At 65.0% G+C, this 18,292-nt stretch carries 21 protein-coding genes and 1 pseudogene; 7 read left to right on the top strand and 15 right to left on the bottom strand.

Annotated features, from left to right (window positions below; translation table 11 throughout):
• Positions 1-136: 136 nt before the first annotated feature.
• The 4 genes from thrC to xerD all read right to left on the bottom strand — a co-directional run bounded on the left by thrC (position 137) and on the right by xerD (position 4,927).
• The gene (gene thrC, locus E8F11_RS19140) at positions 137-1,546 is read right to left on the bottom strand and encodes a threonine synthase (protein ID WP_280290423.1); all 1,410 of its coding nucleotides are present in this window, start codon (positions 1,544-1,546) and stop codon (positions 137-139) included.
• 93 nt (positions 1,547-1,639) lie between these two features.
• On the bottom strand, positions 1,640-2,944 hold the full coding sequence (locus tag E8F11_RS19135; protein WP_280290422.1) for a homoserine dehydrogenase: 1,305 nt from the start codon (positions 2,942-2,944) through the stop codon (positions 1,640-1,642).
• Between the two features lie 110 nt (positions 2,945-3,054).
• On the bottom strand, positions 3,055-3,783 hold the full coding sequence (locus E8F11_RS19130) for a thioredoxin fold domain-containing protein (protein ID WP_280290421.1): 729 nt from the start codon (positions 3,781-3,783) through the stop codon (positions 3,055-3,057).
• 247 nt (positions 3,784-4,030) lie between these two features.
• Positions 4,031-4,927: a site-specific tyrosine recombinase XerD gene (gene xerD / locus E8F11_RS19125; protein ID WP_280290420.1), complete on the bottom strand. Its 897-nt coding sequence runs from the start codon at positions 4,925-4,927 to the stop codon at positions 4,031-4,033.
• A 288-nt stretch (positions 4,928-5,215) separates the two neighbouring features.
• On the opposite strand from xerD, the gene E8F11_RS19120 reads away from it, so the two are divergent.
• Together E8F11_RS19120 and E8F11_RS19115 are read left to right on the top strand one after the other, a co-directional pair.
• The gene (locus tag E8F11_RS19120; protein ID WP_280290419.1) at positions 5,216-5,896 is read left to right on the top strand and encodes a hypothetical protein; all 681 of its coding nucleotides are present in this window, start codon (positions 5,216-5,218) and stop codon (positions 5,894-5,896) included.
• Between the two features lie 236 nt (positions 5,897-6,132).
• A complete protein-coding gene (locus tag E8F11_RS19115) occupies positions 6,133-6,792 on the top strand; it encodes a glutathione S-transferase family protein (RefSeq protein ID WP_280290418.1) in 660 nt (219 codons plus the stop codon).
• A gap of 90 nt (positions 6,793-6,882) precedes the next feature.
• Here the strand turns inward: E8F11_RS19115 and E8F11_RS19110 are convergent, their stop codons facing one another.
• From E8F11_RS19110 to ffh, 6 genes are all read right to left on the bottom strand, one after another.
• Positions 6,883-7,311, bottom strand: a complete 429-nt coding sequence (locus E8F11_RS19110; RefSeq protein ID WP_280290417.1) for an acyl-CoA thioesterase — start codon at positions 7,309-7,311, stop codon at positions 6,883-6,885.
• Positions 7,312-7,502: 191 nt separating this feature from the next.
• The gene (gene rplS, locus E8F11_RS19105) at positions 7,503-7,853 is read right to left on the bottom strand and encodes a 50S ribosomal protein L19 (RefSeq protein ID WP_077526761.1); all 351 of its coding nucleotides are present in this window, start codon (positions 7,851-7,853) and stop codon (positions 7,503-7,505) included.
• A 44-nt stretch (positions 7,854-7,897) separates the two neighbouring features.
• Positions 7,898-8,650 (bottom strand): tRNA (guanosine(37)-N1)-methyltransferase TrmD, encoded by a 753-nt coding sequence (gene trmD, locus E8F11_RS19100; RefSeq protein WP_280290416.1) that lies wholly within the window; start codon positions 8,648-8,650, stop codon positions 7,898-7,900.
• A 9-nt stretch (positions 8,651-8,659) separates the two neighbouring features.
• The gene (gene rimM, locus E8F11_RS19095; RefSeq protein WP_280290415.1) at positions 8,660-9,196 is read right to left on the bottom strand and encodes a ribosome maturation factor RimM; all 537 of its coding nucleotides are present in this window, start codon (positions 9,194-9,196) and stop codon (positions 8,660-8,662) included.
• Positions 9,197-9,204: 8 nt separating this feature from the next.
• Entirely contained in the window at positions 9,205-9,456 is a 252-nt protein-coding gene (rpsP, locus tag E8F11_RS19090; RefSeq protein WP_028630295.1) for a 30S ribosomal protein S16, read from the bottom strand.
• A gap of 189 nt (positions 9,457-9,645) precedes the next feature.
• On the bottom strand, positions 9,646-11,019 hold the full coding sequence (ffh, locus tag E8F11_RS19085; protein ID WP_280290414.1) for a signal recognition particle protein: 1,374 nt from the start codon (positions 11,017-11,019) through the stop codon (positions 9,646-9,648).
• A gap of 199 nt (positions 11,020-11,218) precedes the next feature.
• On the opposite strand from ffh, the gene E8F11_RS19080 reads away from it, so the two are divergent.
• The 3 genes and pseudogenes from E8F11_RS19080 to E8F11_RS19070 all read left to right on the top strand — a co-directional run.
• Complete coding sequence (locus E8F11_RS19080) at positions 11,219-11,482, top strand: hypothetical protein (RefSeq protein WP_280290413.1); 264 nt, start codon at positions 11,219-11,221, stop codon at positions 11,480-11,482.
• Between the two features lie 57 nt (positions 11,483-11,539).
• Entirely contained in the window at positions 11,540-12,340 is an 801-nt protein-coding gene (gene ccsA, locus E8F11_RS19075) for a cytochrome c biogenesis protein CcsA (protein WP_280290412.1), read from the top strand.
• A 151-nt stretch (positions 12,341-12,491) separates the two neighbouring features.
• Positions 12,492-13,172 (top strand): annotated as a pseudogene (locus tag E8F11_RS19070) (transporter associated domain-containing protein); the annotation flags it as partial.
• A gap of 199 nt (positions 13,173-13,371) precedes the next feature.
• Here E8F11_RS19070 and E8F11_RS19065 read toward each other — a convergent pair.
• Genes E8F11_RS19065 through E8F11_RS19045 form a run of 5 tightly spaced genes read right to left on the bottom strand, consistent with a single transcriptional unit; the run spans position 13,372 to position 16,698 of the window.
• Positions 13,372-14,145 (bottom strand): SGNH/GDSL hydrolase family protein, encoded by a 774-nt coding sequence (locus E8F11_RS19065; RefSeq protein ID WP_280290411.1) that lies wholly within the window; start codon positions 14,143-14,145, stop codon positions 13,372-13,374.
• Entirely contained in the window at positions 14,142-15,323 is a 1,182-nt protein-coding gene (gene purT, locus E8F11_RS19060; protein ID WP_280290410.1) for a formate-dependent phosphoribosylglycinamide formyltransferase, read from the bottom strand. Before purT ends, E8F11_RS19065 begins: the two co-directional genes overlap by 4 nt.
• 17 nt (positions 15,324-15,340) lie before the next feature.
• Positions 15,341-15,553: a DUF1289 domain-containing protein gene (locus tag E8F11_RS19055; RefSeq protein WP_280290453.1), complete on the bottom strand. Its 213-nt coding sequence runs from the start codon at positions 15,551-15,553 to the stop codon at positions 15,341-15,343.
• The gene (locus E8F11_RS19050) at positions 15,550-16,074 is read right to left on the bottom strand and encodes a gamma carbonic anhydrase family protein (RefSeq protein WP_280290409.1); all 525 of its coding nucleotides are present in this window, start codon (positions 16,072-16,074) and stop codon (positions 15,550-15,552) included. The genes E8F11_RS19055 and E8F11_RS19050 overlap by 4 nt, the downstream gene beginning before the upstream one ends.
• 21 nt (positions 16,075-16,095) lie before the next feature.
• Positions 16,096-16,698: a CoA pyrophosphatase gene (locus E8F11_RS19045; RefSeq protein ID WP_280290408.1), complete on the bottom strand. Its 603-nt coding sequence runs from the start codon at positions 16,696-16,698 to the stop codon at positions 16,096-16,098.
• Positions 16,699-16,866: 168 nt separating this feature from the next.
• Here E8F11_RS19045 and E8F11_RS19040 point away from each other — a divergent pair, with 168 nt between their 5' ends.
• Positions 16,867-17,421 carry an NUDIX hydrolase gene (locus E8F11_RS19040; protein WP_280290407.1) on the top strand — a complete coding sequence of 185 codons (555 nt, stop codon included), beginning with the start codon at positions 16,867-16,869 and terminating at the stop codon, positions 17,419-17,421.
• Positions 17,422-17,463: 42 nt separating this feature from the next.
• Positions 17,464-17,967 carry a L,D-transpeptidase family protein gene (locus tag E8F11_RS19035; protein WP_280290406.1) on the top strand — a complete coding sequence of 168 codons (504 nt, stop codon included), beginning with the start codon at positions 17,464-17,466 and terminating at the stop codon, positions 17,965-17,967.
• Positions 17,968-18,292: the final 325 nt, after the last annotated feature.

Here is an 18,292-nt window from a genome sequence, read left to right as displayed (position 1 = left end):
CTGAGGACCCGAATGGCAGGCCTTCGGCCTGCTCAGCGAATGAATTCGCCCCCACAAGGTTTCCGCCCCACCCATGCAGCAATGAAAAAGGCCGGCACCTTTCGGGAGCCGGCCTTTTCGTTTCTGGCGCTATGGCTTAGAGCGGCTTGCCGCGGTTGCCATGCTGGCTGACGAAGGCCTGGATCTGCTTCAGGTCGTTCGGCAGCACGGTGCAGCGTTCCTCGCGTTGGAACAGGTCGGCGAGGTGCGGCGGCAGCGCCGGGGCCTGGCCGACGCCGGCCTTCTCCACGGCTTCCGGGAATTTCACCGGGTGGGCGGTGCCCAGGGTGACCATCGGGGTGGCCAGACTGCGGCGGCATTCGCGGGCGGCGCGGACGCCGATGGCGGTGTGCGGGTCGAGCAGCTCACCACACTCGTTGAACACCTCGGCGATGGTCTCGCAGGTGGCTTCGTCATCCACGGCCAGGGAGTCGAACAGCTTGCGCGCTTCGGTCCAGCGGTCTGCCTCGACGCTGAAGCCGCCGCCCTGCTTGAAGGTATCCATCAGGCTGGCGATGGCGGCACCGTTGCGGCCATGCAGGTCGAACAGCAGGCGCTCGAAGTTGGACGACACCATGATGTCCATGGACGGCGACAGGGTCGGGTGCAGGGTGTCCTTGACGTACTGGTTGCCGCTCATGAAGCGGTGCAGGATGTCGTTGCGGTTGGTAGCGACGATCAGCTGGCTGATCGGCAGGCCCATGTTGCGCGCCAGGTAGCCGGCGAAGATGTCGCCGAAGTTGCCGGTGGGCACCGAGAAGGCCACGGAACGGGCCGGGCCGCCGAGCTGGATGGCTGCATGGAAGTAGTAGACGATCTGGGCCATGATCCGCGCCCAGTTGATCGAGTTGACCGCCACCAGCCGGGTGCCCTTGAGGAAGCCCTGGTCGGCGAAGCTGGCCTTGACCATCTCCTGGCAGTCGTCGAAGTTGCCCTCGACCGCGATGTTGTGGATGTTGTCGCCGAGGATGGTGGTCATCTGCCGGCGCTGCACTTCGGACACGCGGTTGTGCGGGTGCAGGATGAAGATGTCGACGTTCTCGCAGCGGCGGCAGCCTTCGATGGCAGCCGAACCGGTGTCGCCGGAGGTGGCGCCCAGGATCACCACGCGCTCGCCGCGCTTGACCAGCACGTGGTCGAGCAGGCGGCCGAGCAGCTGCAGGGCGAAGTCCTTGAAGGCCAGGGTCGGGCCGTGGAACAGTTCCAGCACCCACTCGTTGCCGTTCAGCTGACGCAGCGGCGCCACGGCGTTGTGGTCGAAGGCGCCGTAGGTTTCTTCGAGGATCTTCTTGAAGGCGGCGTCATCGATGCTGCCGGCGACGAAGGGGCGCATCACGCGGAAGGCCAGCTCAAAGTAGGGCAGACCGGCCCAGGAGGCGATTTCTTCCTGGGTGAAGCGCGGCAGGTTTTCCGGTACGTAGAGGCCGCCGTCGCTGGCCAGGCCAGCCAGCAGCACGTCTTCGAAATTCAGGGCAGGTGCCTGGCCGCGGGTACTGATATAACGCATAGGTACAAACCTTCGGTTTGAGCTCCAAGCTTCAAGCTTCAAGCTGCAAGCGACGGGGACTTGCAGCTTGTGGCTTGCAGCTTGCAGCTGCGATTAGTTGAGTTGCTCGACGCGGATGCGCACTACGCTGCCTACCACGTCGTCCAGAGCTTCCAGCGCGGCGATGGCGTCGTTGACGCGCGCTTCGACGACCCGGTGGGTTACCAGGATCATCGGCACCAGGCCGTCGTGCTCTTCGACTTCTTTCTGCATGATCGATTCGATGTTGATGCCGCGTTCCGACAGGATGGTCGCGACCTGGGCCAGCACGCCCGGATGGTCCTTGGCCTGGATGCGCAGGTAATAGGCGCTCTCGCAGGCCTCGATCGGCAGGATCGGGTGGTCGGACAGGGAATCCGGCTGGAAGGCCAGGTGCGGCACATGGTTTTCCGGGTCGGTGGTCAGGGCACGGACCACGTCCACCACGTCGGCAACCACGGCGGAAGCGGTGGCTTCCATGCCGGCACCGGCGCCGTAGTAGAGGGTGCTGCCGGCGGCATCGCCGTTGACCATCACCGCGTTCATCACGCCGTTGACGTTGGCGATCAGGCGGTCGGCCGGGATCAGTGTGGGGTGCACACGCAGTTCGAAGCCGTGGTCGGTGCGGCGCGCCACGCCCAGATGCTTGATGCGGTAGCCCAGGGCCTCGGCGTAGTTGACGTCGGCGCTGGTCAGTTTCGAGATGCCCTCGGTGTAGGCCTTGTCGAACTGCAGCGGGATGCCGAAGGCGATGGACGCGAGGATGGTCAGCTTGTGGGCGGCGTCGATGCCTTCGACGTCGAAGGTCGGGTCGGCTTCGGCGTAGCCCAGGGCCTGGGCTTCCTTCAGCACGTCCTCGAAGGCACGGCCCTTCTCGCGCATTTCGGTGAGGATGAAGTTGCCGGTGCCGTTGATGATGCCGGCCAGCCAGTTGATGTGGTTGGCCGAGAGGCCTTCGCGGATCGCCTTGATCACCGGGATACCGCCGGCCACAGCGGCCTCGAAGGCGACCATGACGCCCTTCTCGCGGGCCTTGGCGAAGATCTCGTTGCCGTGCACGGCGATCAGCGCCTTGTTGGCGGTGACCACGTGCTTGCCGTTCTCGATGGCTTTGAGCACCAGCTCGCGGGCCTGGGTGTAGCCACCGATCAGTTCGATGACGATGTCGATTTCCGGGTTGTTGGCCACGTCGAAGATGTCGGCGGTGATGGGGGTGGCGCCGGTTTCACACTTCGGGTTGGGACGACGAGCAGCAATCTGGGCAACTTCGATTCCACGCCCGGCACGGCGGGCAATCTCCTCGGCGTTGCGTTTGAGTACGTTGAAGGTGCCGCCACCGACGGTCCCCAGGCCACAGATGCCTACTTTTACCGGCTTCACGCTGAACTCCCCATCATCACTGCGAATACGGCCGGGAGTGTCCCGGCCGAGGAAAAGAGCCGCACTTTACGAAGCGGCTGTTTATTGGTCAATCAAGCTGGATGCCCGGACTACTTGGCTTCGAGGGCAAGCTTGGCCAGCTGCGGCGCAGGCTGGTAACCCGGGATCATCTGGCCATTGCCGAGCACGATGGCCGGGGTGCCGTTGACGCCGATCAGCTGGCCCAGCTCGAACTGCTTGGCCACCGGGTTTTCACAGGTGGCGGCCGGCAGTTCCTCGCGGGACTTGGCCTTGTTCATGGCGGCCTGGCGGTCCTTGCTGCACCAGACGCTGACCAGGCTGTTATAGCCGTGGCTGCCGATACCCTGGCGCGGGAAGGCGACATAGCGCACTTCGATGCCGCGGCGGTTCAGCTCGGGCACTTCGCTGTGCAGCTTCTGGCAGTAGCCGCAGTCGGTGTCGGTGAACACCGTGATATGGGCCTTGGCCGGCTCCTTGGGCGAGAACACCACCATCTCGCTGGCGGGTATCGCGTTGATCTCCTTGGCGATGGAGCGGCTTTCGGCCTGCTCGGTGAGGTTCACCGGCTTGCCGTCCTTGACCTGGTAGAGATAGCCCTGCATCAGGTACTGGCCGTCGGCGCTGGTGTACAGCATGCGGCCGCCCTTGAGCTGGACCTGATAGACGCCGGTCATCGGGCTTTCGCCGATGGATTCGATGGGCAAGCCAAGCTCCAGGGCGGCAAGAGTCTTGCGGATGGCCTGGTCCGGGTCGTCGGCGAGGCTGATGGTGCTGGCCAGGCCGAGGGCCAGACCGGCGATAAGACGGGTCACGCGCATGGGTACTCCTGTCGAGCGGCGGACGTACGGGAATCGGCCAAGCCTACCACAGAAGGCTCCGGGCGCAGCGGCCGGATGCCCGACGGGAGCCGTCGGTGACTGGCTGGGCGTTCGCCGGGGCGACGCTGTGTAAAGGTCAGCTTTCTTATCGGCATCCCTGCCGCCGCTTTATCGCAGGAATCGCCCCCGGCCCGGCTCTCCATGGCCGGTCGTTCGCCGGGGCGACGCATGCGTCGCCTTTTCCGGCTCACCCTCTGGGATGATGGCGTGCGTGCAGCTCCTGCAGGCGCGCCTGGGCGATGTGGGTATAGATCTGGGTCGTGGAAAGGTCGCTGTGGCCGAGCAGCATCTGCACCACGCGCAGGTCGGCGCCATGGTTGAGCAGGTGGGTGGCGAAGGCGTGGCGCAGGGTGTGCGGCGACAGGGATCTGGCGATGCCAGCCACCTGGGCCTGGTGCTTGATCCGGTACCAGAAGGTCTGGCGGGTCATCTGCTCGCCGCGCAGGCTGGGGAAGAGCACATCGCTGGGCTTGCCATCGAGGAGGAAGGGCCGCGCTTCGCGCTGGTAACGCTCGATCCAGGCGATGGCTTCCTCACCCAGGGGTACCAGGCGCTCCTTGCTGCCCTTGCCGAACACCTTGAGCACGCCCTGGCGCAGGTTGACCTGCTCCAGGGTCAGGCCAACCAGTTCGCTGACTCGCAAGCCGCAGGCGTAGAGCACTTCGAGCATGGCGCGGTCGCGCAGGCCGATGGGGTCTTCCAGGTCGGGGGCTTCCAGCAGGGCTTCGACATCCGCTTCGGACAGTGACTTGGGCAGCGGCCGCCCCAGCTGTGGCAGGTCCACCTGCAGGGTGGGGTCTTCGGTTATCAGGTTCTCGCGCAGCAGGAAGCGGTAGAAGCCGCGCAGCCCGGAGAGGAAACGTGCCGTGGAGCGGGCCTGGTAGCCCTCGCCCAGGCGCCAGGCCAAGTGGTCGAGAATGAGATCGCGACCGGCCTTGTCCAGTTCCAGACCACGCTCATGGAGCCAGCCGTTGAAATGCGCGAGGTCGCTGCGGTAAGCCGAGCGGGTGTGGGCAGACAGGCCTTTCTCCAGCCACAGGGCGTCGAGGAAACGGTCGATCAGGGGATGGTCTAGCGCGGGCATGAGGGAATGCTTTTCAGTGACAAGGCGCTAGTCTTCCACAGCGCCCACTCCATTTCATCCCGGATGCGGCCAAGTCTCCGCCCCGCAAGCGACTCACCCCCTATCGGCAACGGACCGGCCCCTGGCTCGCCCGATCGAAACCGACGCGCAACCTGGTGTTACCACCGATCGCTTCCTGACCCCATCACGCTGACAGGCGGCGATGCCAACCTATCCTTGGTTGGGTGACAGGATCGGGCTGGCGGCGGATGATTTCATCCTGCCATCACCCACCGCCGGTACCCGACCATGGCCCACCAAATGAACTCCCGCCTGGGGCAGATCCTTGTCAGCAAGGGCCTGATTACCCCCCGGCAGCTGGATGCCGCGATCGAGATGCAGCTCACCAACAAGATGCGGCTGGGTGAAGTACTGGTAGCGCAAGGCCTGCTGACCCAGAAGCAACTGACCAAGGCCCTGAAGAAACAGAGCAACCTGCGTCTGGCGGCTACTCTCGTCGCCGCGCTGATGAGCCCCTTCCAGATGGCCAGCGCCGACATCCAGCGCCTGCAACCGCCCGCCAGCACCAGCCGCCAGGAAACACCGCACAACCTGCATCCGCTGACCGACCTGGAAATGAGCAATGTCAGCGCCCAGGGGCTGGATGATGTGCTGCAGGGCCTGTTCCTTCGGGCGGAAAATGGCGATGGCCCGGGGGCGCTCAAGCAATTGGCGAAGCTGGTGATGCCGGTGCTGGACAGCCTTGACGTCGAGACGGCCATGCAGGACGTGGTCTACGCCACCGACCGGATGACCTCGGTGGTCAACCCGGACGGCTCGGTGAATCTGCGCCTGCCCAGCTCCATCGGCGAATTGCGCTTCGAGAACATCCGCGTCGCCGGCGCCCCCCGGGACCAGAGCTTCGGCAGCCTGACGCTGAACAATATCGACCTGTCCCAGGCGTCGCTGAAGATCGCCCTGCGCTATTGATTCGCGTCCCGTGCCGACGCAAGGGCGATCCTGTCAGGCGAACCGCTTCCCTGACGGCAGTGCATGGCACTTCGCGGCCACCCACGGAATTCAGCCAGTTTGTCCGGTCCCTATCGCCACCACAGTGCGATGCCCCCTGAACACTGTCGATATCGCCTCGCCGCAATCGACCAGTTGGCAGTTCCGCCTGTCATGGGGGGGACACGCCAGCCAGCATGCCGCACCAGGAGTCGACCATGTCCCTGCAACTCTTCGCCCATCCCTTCTCTTCCTACTGCCAGAAAGTCCTGATCGCGCTGTACGAGAACGACCTGCCCTTCGAACTGCGCCTGTTGTCGCCTGAAAACCCGGCGACCGCTGCGGAATTCCAGCGCCTCTGGCCCCTGCAGAAGATGCCGCTGCTGCTGGATGGCGAGCGGCCTGTGATGGAGTCGAGCATCATTATCGAGTACCTGCAGCAGCACTATGCAGGGCCGGTGAAGCTGATCCCCGAGGCAGCGGAAGCGGCGCTGGAAGTGCGGATGCTGGATCGCTGCTTCGACCTGTACGTGATGACGCCGATGCAGAAGGCAGTGGGCGACAGGCTACGCCCGGAGGAACGGCGCGATGCCTTCGGTGTCGAGGAGGCGCGTGCCCTGCTGGAGCGCAGCTATGCCTGGCTGAACCAACGGCTCGCCGGCCGTACCTGGGCCGCGGGGGACAGCTTCAGCCTGGCGGACTGCGCCGCCGCGCCGGCGCTGTTCTATGCCGACTGGGTGCAGCCCATCGGCGCCCCCTTCAGCCACCTGCGGGCCTATCGGCAACGCCTGCTGCAGCGCCCTTCCTTCGCCCGCGCGGTGGAAGAAGCGCGGCCCTATCGGCCGCTATTCCCGCTGGGAGCGCCGGATAGGGATTGAACCGGCATCCCGCGGCTGGGAAACGCCTGGACCGCACGGATGAATTACGGACGGAAACGAAAAAGGCGCCCAATGGGCGCCACTTTCCAGTCATGCGGCGCTGGCGGCCTGGGGAAACTCCGGCAGGACCTGCACAGGGCGCTTGTCGTCATCGATGGCGACGAAGCTGAACAGGCCGCTGATGGCCTTCTCGCGGGTGGCGTTGTACATCTCCTCGACGAACACCTCGACCTCTACCTTGAGGCTGGTGTTGCCAACCTTCACCACGCGCCCCACCAACTCGACTATGGAGCCGGCCGGAATCGGGTGCTTGAAGTCGATGCGGTCGCTGGACACCGTCACCAGCGGCAGGCGGCAGAAGCGCGTGGCGGTGATGAAGGACACTTCGTCCATCCAGGCCAGGGCGGTGCCGCCGAACAGGGTGTTGTGATGGTTGGTGCTGGGCGGGAATACCGCCTTGGTCACCCGGCTTTCGGACAGCGCGGTCCGGCGGGCGATTTCTTGCTCTCTCGGGGTCATGCCACTACTACCTGAATCGACTCTATGTGGCTGCCTTTCTTGCGGCGACTCTTGTCGTTGTTGTGCGCTGCCGGATCGGGCAGGAACTCGGCACGCCAGCGGGGGCGTGCGGGCGCGGATCATCCTCCGCGCTGGCAAGAAAAAACCCGCCGAGGCGAACCTGGGCGGGTTTTTCCGGAAAGCTGAGCCGATTAGGCCAGCTTCTCCTTGATACGAGCTGCCTTGCCGGACAGGTCGCGGAGGTAGTACAGCTTGGCCTTGCGCACGTCGCCGCGGCGCTTGACGCTCAGGCTGTCGACCAGCGGGGAGTAGGTCTGGAAGGTACGCTCAACGCCTACGCCGTTGGAGATCTTGCGCACGGTGAAAGCGCTGTTCAGGCCGCGGTTACGCTTGGCGATGACCACACCTTCGAAGGCCTGCAGACGAGCACGGTCGCCTTCCTTCACTTTCACTTGAACGATTACGGTGTCGCCCGGGGCGAAAGCCGGAATCTCTTTGTTCATTTGTTCAGCTTCGATCTGCTGAATGATCTTGTTGGTCATCGCTATGCTCCTAAGACAGGCCTTCTGGGCGTGCCATCGATACGTTAACTATCGTTCCGCTGGCGGATGTATTCCTCCAGCAGCTTTTTCTCTTCTCCAGAAAGCGAGCGGCAATCCAGAAGATCGACCCGACGTTCCCAGGTGCGCCCAAGCGCCTGCTGCAAACGCCATCGCCGGATGTGTTCGTGGTTGCCGCTGAGCAGCACCTCGGGAACACGCTTGCCTGCATACAACTCCGGTCGGGTGTAGTGCGGGCAATCGAGCAGGCCATCCGTGAAGGAGTCCTCCTCGGCGGAGTCCGCGTGCCCCAGCGCGCCGGGCAGCAATCGCGTCACCGCATCGATCAGCACCATGGCCGGCAGCTCACCGCCGGACAGGACGTAATCGCCAATCGACCATTCCTCATCGACGTGCTCCTCGATGAAGCGTTCGTCGATGCCTTCGTAGCGCCCGGCAATGAGGATCAATGCTTCCTCGTTCGCCAGCTCGCGCACGGCCGCCTGCTTCAGCTGGCGCCCTTGCGGCGAGAGGTAGATCACCTTCGCCCGTTCCCCTGCCGCTGCCTTGGCTGCCGCCAGGGCCCGTTCCAGGGGCTGGATCTTCATCACCATGCCGGGGCCACCGCCGAAGGGCCGATCGTCCACCGTCTGGTGGCGGTCCTCGGTGAAGCTCCGCGGATTCCAGCAGTTGAGCTTGAGCAGCCCCTGCTTCACCGCACGGCTGGTGATGCCATATTCGCTGATGGCGGCGAACATCTCGGGAAAGATGCTGATGACTTCGACCTGCATGCTCTTCATGTCAGGCCCTCAGAAATCAACGTCCCATTCCACCCGCATCTCGCCGGCGTCCAGATCGATCGACAGCACGCACTGCTCCGTGTAGGGCAGCAGGCGTTCACGATCGTCGAGGCTGCCAGCGCAGGGCTTGACCACCATCACGTCGTTGGCACCGGTCTCCAGCAGATGATCGATGCGGCCGAGCAGTTGCCCATCCTGGTTGATCACGTTGAGACCTTCCAACTGGTGCCAGTAGAACTCGTCATCGTCGAGCTCCGGCAGTTCGCTGACAGGAACGCAGATTTCAAAACCTGCGTAGGTACGGGCGACTTCGCGGTCGTCCAACCCCTTCAGCCTTACTACCAGGACCTTGCCGTGCACGCGTCCGCTGACGACTTCGACCTGCTTTACCTCGTTGTCACGCTTGAGCGTCCAACGGCGGTAATCGAGCACGTTATCCAGCGGATCGGTGAAGGAGTAGACCTTCACCTCGCCACGTACGCCATGCACCGAGAAAATCTTGCCGAGAACGATGAGTTCATCGGCGGGAGCCGGCGTCGTGCTCATAAGGATGCTTAGGCAGCAGCCTTGGCAGCTTCCTTCAGCAGCTGAGCAACGCGCTCAGACGGCTGGGCGCCTTGGCTCAGCCAGTAGCTGACGCGTTCCTGGTTCACGGAGAGCTTGACTTCCGCACCGGTGGCGACCGGGTTGAAGAAGCCGATGCGCTCTACGAAGCGACCGTCGCGCGCGTTGCGGCTGTTGGTCACGGTCAGGTGGTAGAAGGGGCGCTTCTTGGAGCCGCCACGGGCAAGACGGATGGTTACCATTGAACTTCGTTCCTATAGTCGGTGCTTTTCAAGCTGTGCACACACATGGGCCATGGGCCCGAAAGGCCGCATATTCTAAGGATTATCCGGCCGATTGCAAATCTCTTTTATGGGCCACCTGTCGGTGGCAGCTGCAAGCCGCAAGCTGCAAGCCTCAAGCGCTCTTGCAGATTGCCGCCTGGAGCCTGCTTACATCTTCGGCATGCCGCCGGGGAACATGCTGCCCATGCCGCGCATCATCTTGGCCATGCCGCCCTTGGCGGTGACCTTCTTCATCATCTTCTGCATCTGCTTGTGCTGCTTGATGAGGCGGCCGACATCCTGCACCTGGGTGCCGGAGCCCAGCGCGATGCGGCGCTTGCGCGAGCCGCTGATCATTTCCGGGTCGCGACGCTCGCCGGGGGTCATGGAGTTGATGATCGCCTCCATCTGCTTGAACTGCTTCTCCGCCGCGCCCTGGGCATTGCCCATCTGCGCGAGGTTGACGCCGCCGAGCATCGGCAGCTTGTCCATCAGGCCGCCGAGGCCGCCCATGTTCTTCATCTGTTGCAGCTGGTCACGGAAGTCTTCGAGGTCGAAGCCCTTGCCCTTCTTGATCTTCTTCGCGAGCTTCTCGGCCTTCTCGCGGTCCATGGTCTGCTCGGCCTGCTCGATCAGGCTGAGCACGTCGCCCATGCCGAGGATTCGCGAGGCCACACGGTCCGGGTGGAAGGGGTCGAGGGCTTCGGTCTTCTCGCCCATGCCGAGGAACTTGATCGGCTTGCCGGTGATGGCACGCACCGAGAGCGCGGCGCCGCCACGGGCATCACCGTCGACCTTGGTCAGCACCACGCCGGTCAGCGGCAGGGCGTCGTTGAAGGCCTTGGCGGTGTTGGCAGCGTCCTGGCCGGTCATGGCGTCGACCACGAACAGGGTCTCGACCGGCTTGATGGCGGCGTGAACCTGCTGGATCTCGCCCATCATCTCGGCATCGATGTGCAAGCGACCGGCGGTGTCGACGATGACGACGTCGATGAACTTCAGCTTGGCCTCGCGGATCGCCGACTGGGCGATATCCACCGGCTTCTGGCTGTTGTCGGAGGGGAAGAAGGTGACGCCGATGTCAGTGGCCAGGGTTTCCAGCTGCTTGATCGCCGCCGGGCGGTAGACGTCCGCCGAGACCACCAGCACCGACTTCTTCTTGCGCTCCTTGAGGAAGCGAGCCAGCTTGGCGACAGTGGTGGTCTTGCCCGCGCCCTGCAGGCCGGCCATCAGGATCACCGCCGGCGGCGCGGCGTTCAGCGCCAGGTCTTCGTTGGCGGCGCCCATCAGCTCCACCAACTCGGCCTGGACGATCTTCACGAAGGCCTGGCCGGGGGTCAGGCTCTTGGAAACCTCGGTACCGACCGCGCGTTCCTTGATCTTGTTGACGAAGTCCTTCACCACCGGCAGGGCGACGTCGGCCTCGAGCAGGGCCATGCGCACCTCGCGCAGGGTGTCCTTGATATTGTCCTCGGTCAGCTTGGCCTTGCCGGTGACATGGCGCAGCGTCTGTGAGAGGCGATCTGTTAGGTTTTCGAACATGCGCGGACCTATTCGGCTCGATGCGGACATCGGAGGATTTGCGGAGGCCGCGAGGCAGCGGCTGAATAGCGCGTCATTCTAGGTATTTTCTGGTGCGGGGGAAATCCCGCCGCCCGTCGGACCGGATCAGAACTGCAGGCTGAGCCTGGCCGCCAGGTGTCGATTCTCGGCCTGCGGCGAACGCACGCAGGCCTTCAGCATGCGCCGCAAGCAATCGATGAAACACAGCGATGCCTGGTCCAGCGCCTGGTCGCGCAGCCAGATCTCCGACATGTCGCCCGCCTTCGCGCAGTTCTTCGCCGCCGGCCTGGTCAGCCTCACCGGCAGCCCCAACGCACCGGCCGGGTACATCTTCGCGGCCATCCTGCTCGCCCTGCTCGACTTGCGACTCGCCCTGCCGGTCCGCCCTACGCCGATCGGCACCGGCGCGCTCGCGCGGCCCAGACGGGCGCGACGTCTTTAAGCTGGGCGCGGTCTGTGCCACACTCACCGACTTTCGGGCCCGCGATTACAAGGACTTATGCATCCCCTGCTGCCCAGCCTCATCGCTGCTGTTCTCTACCTCGGCGCCACCTCCTACCAGGGCTTCAACCTGGCCAGGCGCACCTCGCCGAGCAAACCCCTGCTGCTGCTGCTCGGTGCCCTGGCGCTGGCGGCCCAGGCGTTCAGTCTGTCCCAGCAGTTGCTGACCCCTGCCGGCCTGGTTCTGGACTTCTTCAATGCCGCCAGCCTGATCGCCGCGGCGGTGATCCTGCTGACCATCCTGGCCTGCGCGCGCATACCGGTGGAGAACCTGCTGCTCCTGCTGCTGCCCCTCGGCGCACTGACGGTGCTGGCCGCGGCGCTGGTACCGGGTGGCACCGTCCAGGCCATCAATGAAGGGCCGGGCATCCTGGCGCACATACTGCTGTCGATCCTGGCCTACGGCCTGCTGACCATGGCGGTGTTCCAGTCCCTGCTGCTGCTCCTGCAGGACCACCAGCTCAAGCACAAGCACCCGTCCGGACTGATCAAGAATTTCCCCGCCCTGCAGACCATGGAAAGTCTGCTGTTCGGCTTCCTCTGGGCTGGCTGGGGCCTGCTCTCGTTGTCGCTGCTGTCGGGCTGGCTGTTCGTCGACAACCTGTTCGCCCAGCACCTGGCGCACAAGACCATCCTCTCCTGCATCGCCTGGATCGTGTTCGGCGTGCTGCTCTGGGGCCGCCACCAGCTCGGCTGGCGCGGGCACAAGGCCATCCGCTGGACCCTGGCAGGCTTCTGCCTGCTGATGCTGGCCTATTTCGGCAGCAAGCTGGTCCGCGAATTCATCCTTCACGTCTGAGCTGCCCATGCACGGATTGCTCGCCGGCCTCCTCCTTGGAATCACGATCTCCCTGGTAGCCGGCGCGATGGTCGCCTGGCTCGCGACCCGGCGCCGCCACGGGGTGGAGATCCAGCCGCAATCGCGCCTGCCGGTGGCGGTGACCGATGCGCTGCAGCGGGTCACCATCAGCTCCATCATGATTCCCCGCAGCGAGATCCAGGGCATCGACCTGGACGCCTCGCCGGAGGAACTCCTCGCCCAGTTGCAGAACGCCACCCACACCCGCCTGCCGCTCTACCGCGAAGACATCAACCAGATCGAAGGCATCCTCCACCTGCGCCAGTTGCCGCGCCTGCTGACCGAGGGCCCGCCGAGCGCCGAGACCTTGATGACGGTGAGCCGGGACACCTACTTCGTGCCGGAGAGCACGCCGCTGCTGACCCAACTGGTGAACTTCCAGAAGCAGAAGCGCCGCCTCGGCATAGTGGTCGACGAGTATGGCGACGTGGTGGGATTGGTCAGCCTGGAGGACATCTTCCAGGAGTTGGTGGGCGAATTCGGCAGCCTGGAAGACTTCGCGCCCAACCCCGGTATCCAGTCCCGCGACGATGGTCGCTACGAGCTGGACGGCGCCCTGCACCTGCGCGAGCTGAACCGGGTACTCGGCTGGCACCTGCCCTGCGACGGGCCGAAGACCCTCAACGGCCTGATCACAGAGGCCCTGGAACAGATCCCCGACTGCAGCGTGTGCCTCAAGGTCGGCCCCTACCGCCTGGAAATCCTCCAGTCCGGCGAGAACCGTGTGCAGCGCGTGCTCGCCTGGCGCGCCGGCCTTACACCAAAGGCCTAGTGGCCCCGCCCCGCAGCCGTTTTCTATAATCGGCAGCGGCTTACCCGCCCTCCCCGGCCGCGGTCGCCACCCGCGACACCGCGCCCGCCGCACTCGTGGCCACTGAGAAACGCCTGCCCGGCCACTTGCCAGCATTCCGGCTCAATCAGCCTGCTGGCGGTGCTCTGCCTGAAGGAAACCCGCGACAGCGACCTCAGCCTCACGCGCTGAGATCGAGCGCCAGGCCCTCCGCCTCCCGGGGCGGCGGGGCCACGGCGACGAACCAGTCCGCCAGCGACTCGCCCCAGACCCGGTAGCCCTGGGACGACGGATGATAGCCATCCAGCGCCAGGTACTCCGGGCGCATCTCCAGGCGCGTGGCGCAACAGCCCAACCCTTCCCGATCGGCCAGGTCATGCAGCTGCCGGTCCAGCAACTGTGCGCGCCAGCCGAGCAACTGGCGCAGCAGCCAGGGCAAGGCACTGAAGTGCTGCAAGGGCGGGACCCCGGCCAGGGCGACCCGCGCGCCGCGACCGGCGAAGTGCCGGGCCAGGCCTTCGAGGGACTCCCGCCAGCGGCGGCTGGAACTGAAGTGAGTGGTGTCGTTGACGCCGAAGACCAGCAGCACCAGGTCGGCAGGTTCTTCCGCCACCAGGGGCAGCAGGCGTTCCAGGGCACCGCCGGCGGTAATCCCGTTCTCGCCGCAAGCACGCCAGGCCACGGGCCGGCCCAGGCGGGCCGCCAGGGCGCTGGCCAGCTGCCCGGCCAAGGCGAACTCCAGGCAGGAGGTGCCGACCCCGGCGACAGTGGATTCACCTATCAATAGAAGGCGCAGCGGCTCGCCATCGAACCCTGCGCCGGCAAGGCCCTGCCCCGGCCCGGCAGCGGGCGCCAGGCGCAGGGCGGTACGGCGGGTATGCACGGCCATGGGCAGCGCCAGCGGCAGCAGCGGCAGTGCCGCCACCCACCAGCACAACCCGGCCAGGCGGCTCACAGCTGGACGTCGACCGCCTGGGCTGAACGGGTCGCCTTGGCTCGCGCCAGGTCGGTGGACTCGTCCCGCGCCAGGGCCACGCCCATGCGGCGCTGGCCGTCCACTTCCGGTTTGCCGAACAGACGCAGGGCGGTGTCCGGTTCGCTGAGGGCGGCGCCGAGATTGCCAAAGCTGACCTGGCTGGACGTGCCTTCCACCAGTATCACCGCCGAGGCGGACGGCCCCTGCTGGCGAATCGCCGGGATTGGCAGGCCGAGGATGGCGCGGGCATGCAGGGCGAACTCGGACAGGTCCTGGGAGATCAGGGTGACCAGGCCGGTATCGTGGGGACGCGGCGAGACTTCGCTGAACCACACCTGGTCGCCCTTGATGAACAGCTCGACGCCGAACAGGCCACGACCGCCCAGGGCCTCGGTCACCGCCTGGGCAATGCGTTCGGATTCGGCCAGGGCTTTCGGGCTCATGGCCTGGGGCTGCCAGGACTCGTGGTAGTCGCCCTTCACCTGGCGGTGGCCGATGGGGGCGCAGAAGCTGGTGCCGCCGATGTGGCGCACCGTGAGCAAGGTGATCTCGTAGTCGAAATCGATGAAGCCTTCGACAATCACCCGCCCCTTGCCGGCGCGGCCGCCTTCCTGGGCGTAGTCCCAGGCAGCCTTGAGGTCGGCGTCGGACTTCAGCACCGACTGCCCCTTGCCGGAGGAACTCATGATCGGCTTGACCACGCAGGGATAGCCGACGCTGGCCACGGCGGCGCTGTAGTCCTCGTAGCTGTCGGCGAAGTGGTAGGGCGAGGTGGGAACCCCCAGTTCTTCGGCAGCGAGACGGCGGATGCCTTCGCGGTTCATGGTCAGCTGCGCGGCGCGGGCGGTGGGCACCACGGTGAAGCCTTCGGCCTCCAGTTCCACCAGGGTGGCGGTGGCGATGGCCTCGATCTCCGGCACTATGTAATGCGGCTTCTCCTGTTCGATCACGGCGCGCAGGGCGGCGCCGTCGAGCATGCTGATCACATGGCTGCGATGGGCCACCTGCATGGCCGGGGCATCGGCGTAGCGGTCGACGGCAATGACTTCGCAGCCGAGGCGCTGCAGTTCGATCACCACCTCCTTGCCGAGCTCACCGGAGCCGCACAGCAGTACACGGGTCGCGCTGGGCGACAAGGGGGTTCCAATACGGGGCATGTCGTTTCCTCGGTGATTCAAGAAACCTGGGTCGGGGACGCGATGAACAGGCCGCTGGCCTTGGCGCGCTCGAAGCAGCGGGCCAGCACCTCGCGGCGCTCGGCGTTGTCCATGCGACCCCAGCGGGTGATTTCGTCAGCGCTGCGCTGGCAGCCGCTGCAGATGTCATGGTCGTCCAGCACGCAGACCTGCACGCAAGGCGAACGGACGGGGCGTTCGGCATCCATCAGTCGTCCTGCTCCGCCAGGTCGCGGGCGTAACGCTGGGCGTTGTGCACATAGTGGGCGGCGCTGGCCTCGAGCATCTTCTTCTGCTGCTCGGTCAGCTCGCGCACCACCTTGCCGGGGGAGCCCATGACCAACGAGCCATCGGGGATCTCCTTGCCTTCCGGGATCAGCGCATTGGCCCCGATGATGCAGTACTTGCCAATCTTGGCACCGTTGAGCACCACGGCGTTGATGCCGATCAGGCTGTAGTCGCCCACCGAGCAGCCGTGGAGCATGGCGTTGTGGCCGATGGTGACCGAGCGGCCGATGTTCAGCGGGTAGCCCATGTCGGTGTGCATCACGGTGCCGTCCTGGACATTGCTGTTCTCGCCGATGTGGATCAGCTCGTTGTCGCCGCGCAGGACGGCGCCGAACCAGACGCTGGCACCGGCATCGAGCCGCACCTTGCCCACCAGGGTGGCGGTGGGGGCGGCCCAGCTGTCGGGATGGGCTTCGACCTGGGCGGTTCCAAGGCGGTATTTCATCAGGCGCTCCTCGAACGGGGCTTATTTGAGTTTTATGAAGCTGGCGGGCGCGCGGGTCATCTCGATCCCGGCGTCGTAGACCAGGTTGACCAGCTCGACGACCATGATCGCGGTCAGGCCCCAGATCTTGAATTCGCCGTACTGGTAGCTGGGCACGTACCAGCTGCGGCCGAGGTAGTCGATGCGGTGGGTCATCTGCCGCGGATCGTCGCGGAAGAACTCCAGCGGCACGCTGAACACCGAGTCGATCTCGCCGTCGTTGGCCTTGTACTGGACGAAATCCGGAACCAGCCCCACGTAGGGCGTGACCTTGATGCCATGGCGGGAGACCAGGGTGCTGAGCGGGCCTATGACTTCCACCAGGCCGGGCGGCAGGCCGACTTCTTCTTCCGCCTCACGCAGGGCGGTGCGGATCAGGTCCGCGTCCTCGGGATCGCGACGGCCGCCGGGGAAAGCCACTTCGCCGCCGTGGGTGGACAGGCCGCTGGCGCGCAGGGTCAGGACCAGCTCAGGCTCGTCGCTGCGGGTAATCGGCACCAGCACCGCAGCTTCGGGGAAGTCGCGATCGGTCTCCAGGGTTTTCGGGGAGTAGCTCTGCACACGACGGAGCAGGTCATCCAGCATGGACTTTCTCATTGTTCTCGACTGCCCGGCATCATGGCATGAACCATTGGGCCACCCAACCCCCGTACCGACAGGTCGCACCATTCACCACCCTTGGTTGGCCCGCCCGTGGCTTGCCGCGCGACACCATGCCGCGCCAAGATGGATGCCCGACCTCGAGGAACTTTGATGAAATTCTGCAGCCAGTGCGGCGGCCCGGTCGTCCAGCGCATCCCCGATGGCGACAACCGGCTGCGCCATGTGTGCGAAAGCTGCCACACCATCCATTACCAGAACCCGCGCATCGTCGCCGGCTGCCTGCCGATATGGGGCGAGCAGGTGTTGCTCTGCCGCCGCGCCATCGACCCGCGCAAGGGTTACTGGACCCTACCCGCCGGTTTCATGGAAAACGGCGAGACCATGGAGCAGGCCGCCAGCCGGGAAACCCTCGAGGAAGCCTGCGCGCGCGTGCGCAACCTCAGCCTCTATACCCTGTTCGACCTGCCGCACATCAGTCAGGTGTACACCTTCTTCCGCGCCGAACTGGTGGACCTGGACTTCGCCGCCGGCGACGAGAGCTTGGAAGTGCGACTTTTTCACGAACGGGAGATTCCCTGGTCCGAGCTGGCTTTTCCGACAGTGGGCCGTACCTTAGAATGTTATTTCGCCGACCGCGCCGGCCAGGTCTTCCCGGTGCGCAACGAGCCGATCGCGCCGTTGCTGGCCTATTACAAAAAAGCCTGACCGCTAATCTGCTTACTAGAACACTGTGGGGATGTTGTGCCGATGCGCTGGTTGCTAGTCGTACTTTCCATGAGCCTCGCCGCTCTCGCGCAGGCCAGCACTACGCCGTCGCTGGGTGGCAAATCCATCGACAAGGTCCTGGTGGTGAAATCGGAGCGCACGCTGCTGCTGATGAACCGTGGCGACGTACTCAAGTCCTATCGCATCTCCCTCGGCAAGCAGCCCAGCGGGCCCAAGATTCGCGAGGGCGACCAGCGCACCCCGGAAGGCTTCTACTGGATCGACTGGCGCAAGACCAGCGACAAATTCAACCTGGCCCTGCACATTTCCTACCCCAATGCCCGCGACGCCGCCAAGGCCCGGGAAAAGGGCGTGCCGCCCGGCGGCATGATCATGATCCACGGCACCCCGCTGGATGAGGAATACCCGGAGTGGTACTTCCATAGCCTGGACTGGACCGAGGGCTGCATCGCCATGAAGAACTCGGACATGCGCGAAATCTGGAGCCTGGTGAGGGACGGCACGTTGATCGAGATCCGCCCTTGAATCCAATTACCGCAAAAAAAGGCGCCTTAAGGCGCCTTTTTTCATGCTTTGGAAAAAGCGAATTCATTGGCTATGTCTGCATTAAGTGTTGCTAGAACGTCCTGAGCCGAGCTGCTTATCGAGTAGGCTGCGAGTCCCTGTTTCGCCTCCCGGCGAGTCACTTCTGGCAGTCGCCCCAGAAGTAACCAAGAGGGCTTGCCCCTGCATCCGGCCCGACTGCGTCGGGTTCCCTCGCTCCAACATTGCTCCGGGGGCCCGGCGCGAGGGGCCATCCATGGCCCCACACGCCTCTCGCGGCATCCATGCCGCTCGTCCCCCTGCGCAA

It is taken from the genome of Pseudomonas sp. BN417 (genome assembly GCF_029871205.1).
In the GTDB taxonomy this organism is placed as follows: Bacteria; Pseudomonadota; Gammaproteobacteria; order Pseudomonadales; family Pseudomonadaceae; genus Metapseudomonas.
This window is presented reverse-complemented; position numbering and strand designations above follow the sequence as displayed.

Bases quoted from the DNA above. Each gene is read 5' to 3' on its own strand.
- thrC (WP_280290423.1), bottom strand. From the start codon at position 1,546: ATGCGTTATATCAGTACCCGCGGCCAGGCACCTGCCCTGAATTTCGAA.
- E8F11_RS19130 (WP_280290421.1), bottom strand. From the start codon at position 3,783: ATGCGCGTGACCCGTCTTATCGCCGGTCTGGCCCTCGGCCTGGCCAGC.
- xerD (WP_280290420.1), bottom strand. From the start codon at position 4,927: ATGCCCGCGCTAGACCATCCCCTGATCGACCGTTTCCTCGACGCCCTG.
- E8F11_RS19120 (WP_280290419.1), top strand. From the start codon at position 5,216: ATGGCCCACCAAATGAACTCCCGCCTGGGGCAGATCCTTGTCAGCAAG.
- E8F11_RS19115 (WP_280290418.1), top strand. From the start codon at position 6,133: ATGTCCCTGCAACTCTTCGCCCATCCCTTCTCTTCCTACTGCCAGAAA.
- E8F11_RS19110 (WP_280290417.1), bottom strand. From the start codon at position 7,311: ATGACCCCGAGAGAGCAAGAAATCGCCCGCCGGACCGCGCTGTCCGAA.
- rplS (WP_077526761.1), bottom strand. From the start codon at position 7,853: ATGACCAACAAGATCATTCAGCAGATCGAAGCTGAACAAATGAACAAA.
- trmD (WP_280290416.1), bottom strand. From the start codon at position 8,650: ATGAAGAGCATGCAGGTCGAAGTCATCAGCATCTTTCCCGAGATGTTC.
- rimM (WP_280290415.1), bottom strand. From the start codon at position 9,196: ATGAGCACGACGCCGGCTCCCGCCGATGAACTCATCGTTCTCGGCAAG.
- rpsP (WP_028630295.1), bottom strand. From the start codon at position 9,456: ATGGTAACCATCCGTCTTGCCCGTGGCGGCTCCAAGAAGCGCCCCTTC.
- ffh (WP_280290414.1), bottom strand. From the start codon at position 11,019: ATGTTCGAAAACCTAACAGATCGCCTCTCACAGACGCTGCGCCATGTC.
- E8F11_RS19080 (WP_280290413.1), top strand. From the start codon at position 11,219: ATGCGCCGCAAGCAATCGATGAAACACAGCGATGCCTGGTCCAGCGCC.
- ccsA (WP_280290412.1), top strand. From the start codon at position 11,540: ATGCATCCCCTGCTGCCCAGCCTCATCGCTGCTGTTCTCTACCTCGGC.
- purT (WP_280290410.1), bottom strand. From the start codon at position 15,323: ATGCCCCGTATTGGAACCCCCTTGTCGCCCAGCGCGACCCGTGTACTG.
- E8F11_RS19050 (WP_280290409.1), bottom strand. From the start codon at position 16,074: ATGAAATACCGCCTTGGAACCGCCCAGGTCGAAGCCCATCCCGACAGC.
- E8F11_RS19045 (WP_280290408.1), bottom strand. From the start codon at position 16,698: ATGCTGGATGACCTGCTCCGTCGTGTGCAGAGCTACTCCCCGAAAACC.
- E8F11_RS19040 (WP_280290407.1), top strand. From the start codon at position 16,867: ATGAAATTCTGCAGCCAGTGCGGCGGCCCGGTCGTCCAGCGCATCCCC.
- E8F11_RS19035 (WP_280290406.1), top strand. From the start codon at position 17,464: ATGCGCTGGTTGCTAGTCGTACTTTCCATGAGCCTCGCCGCTCTCGCG.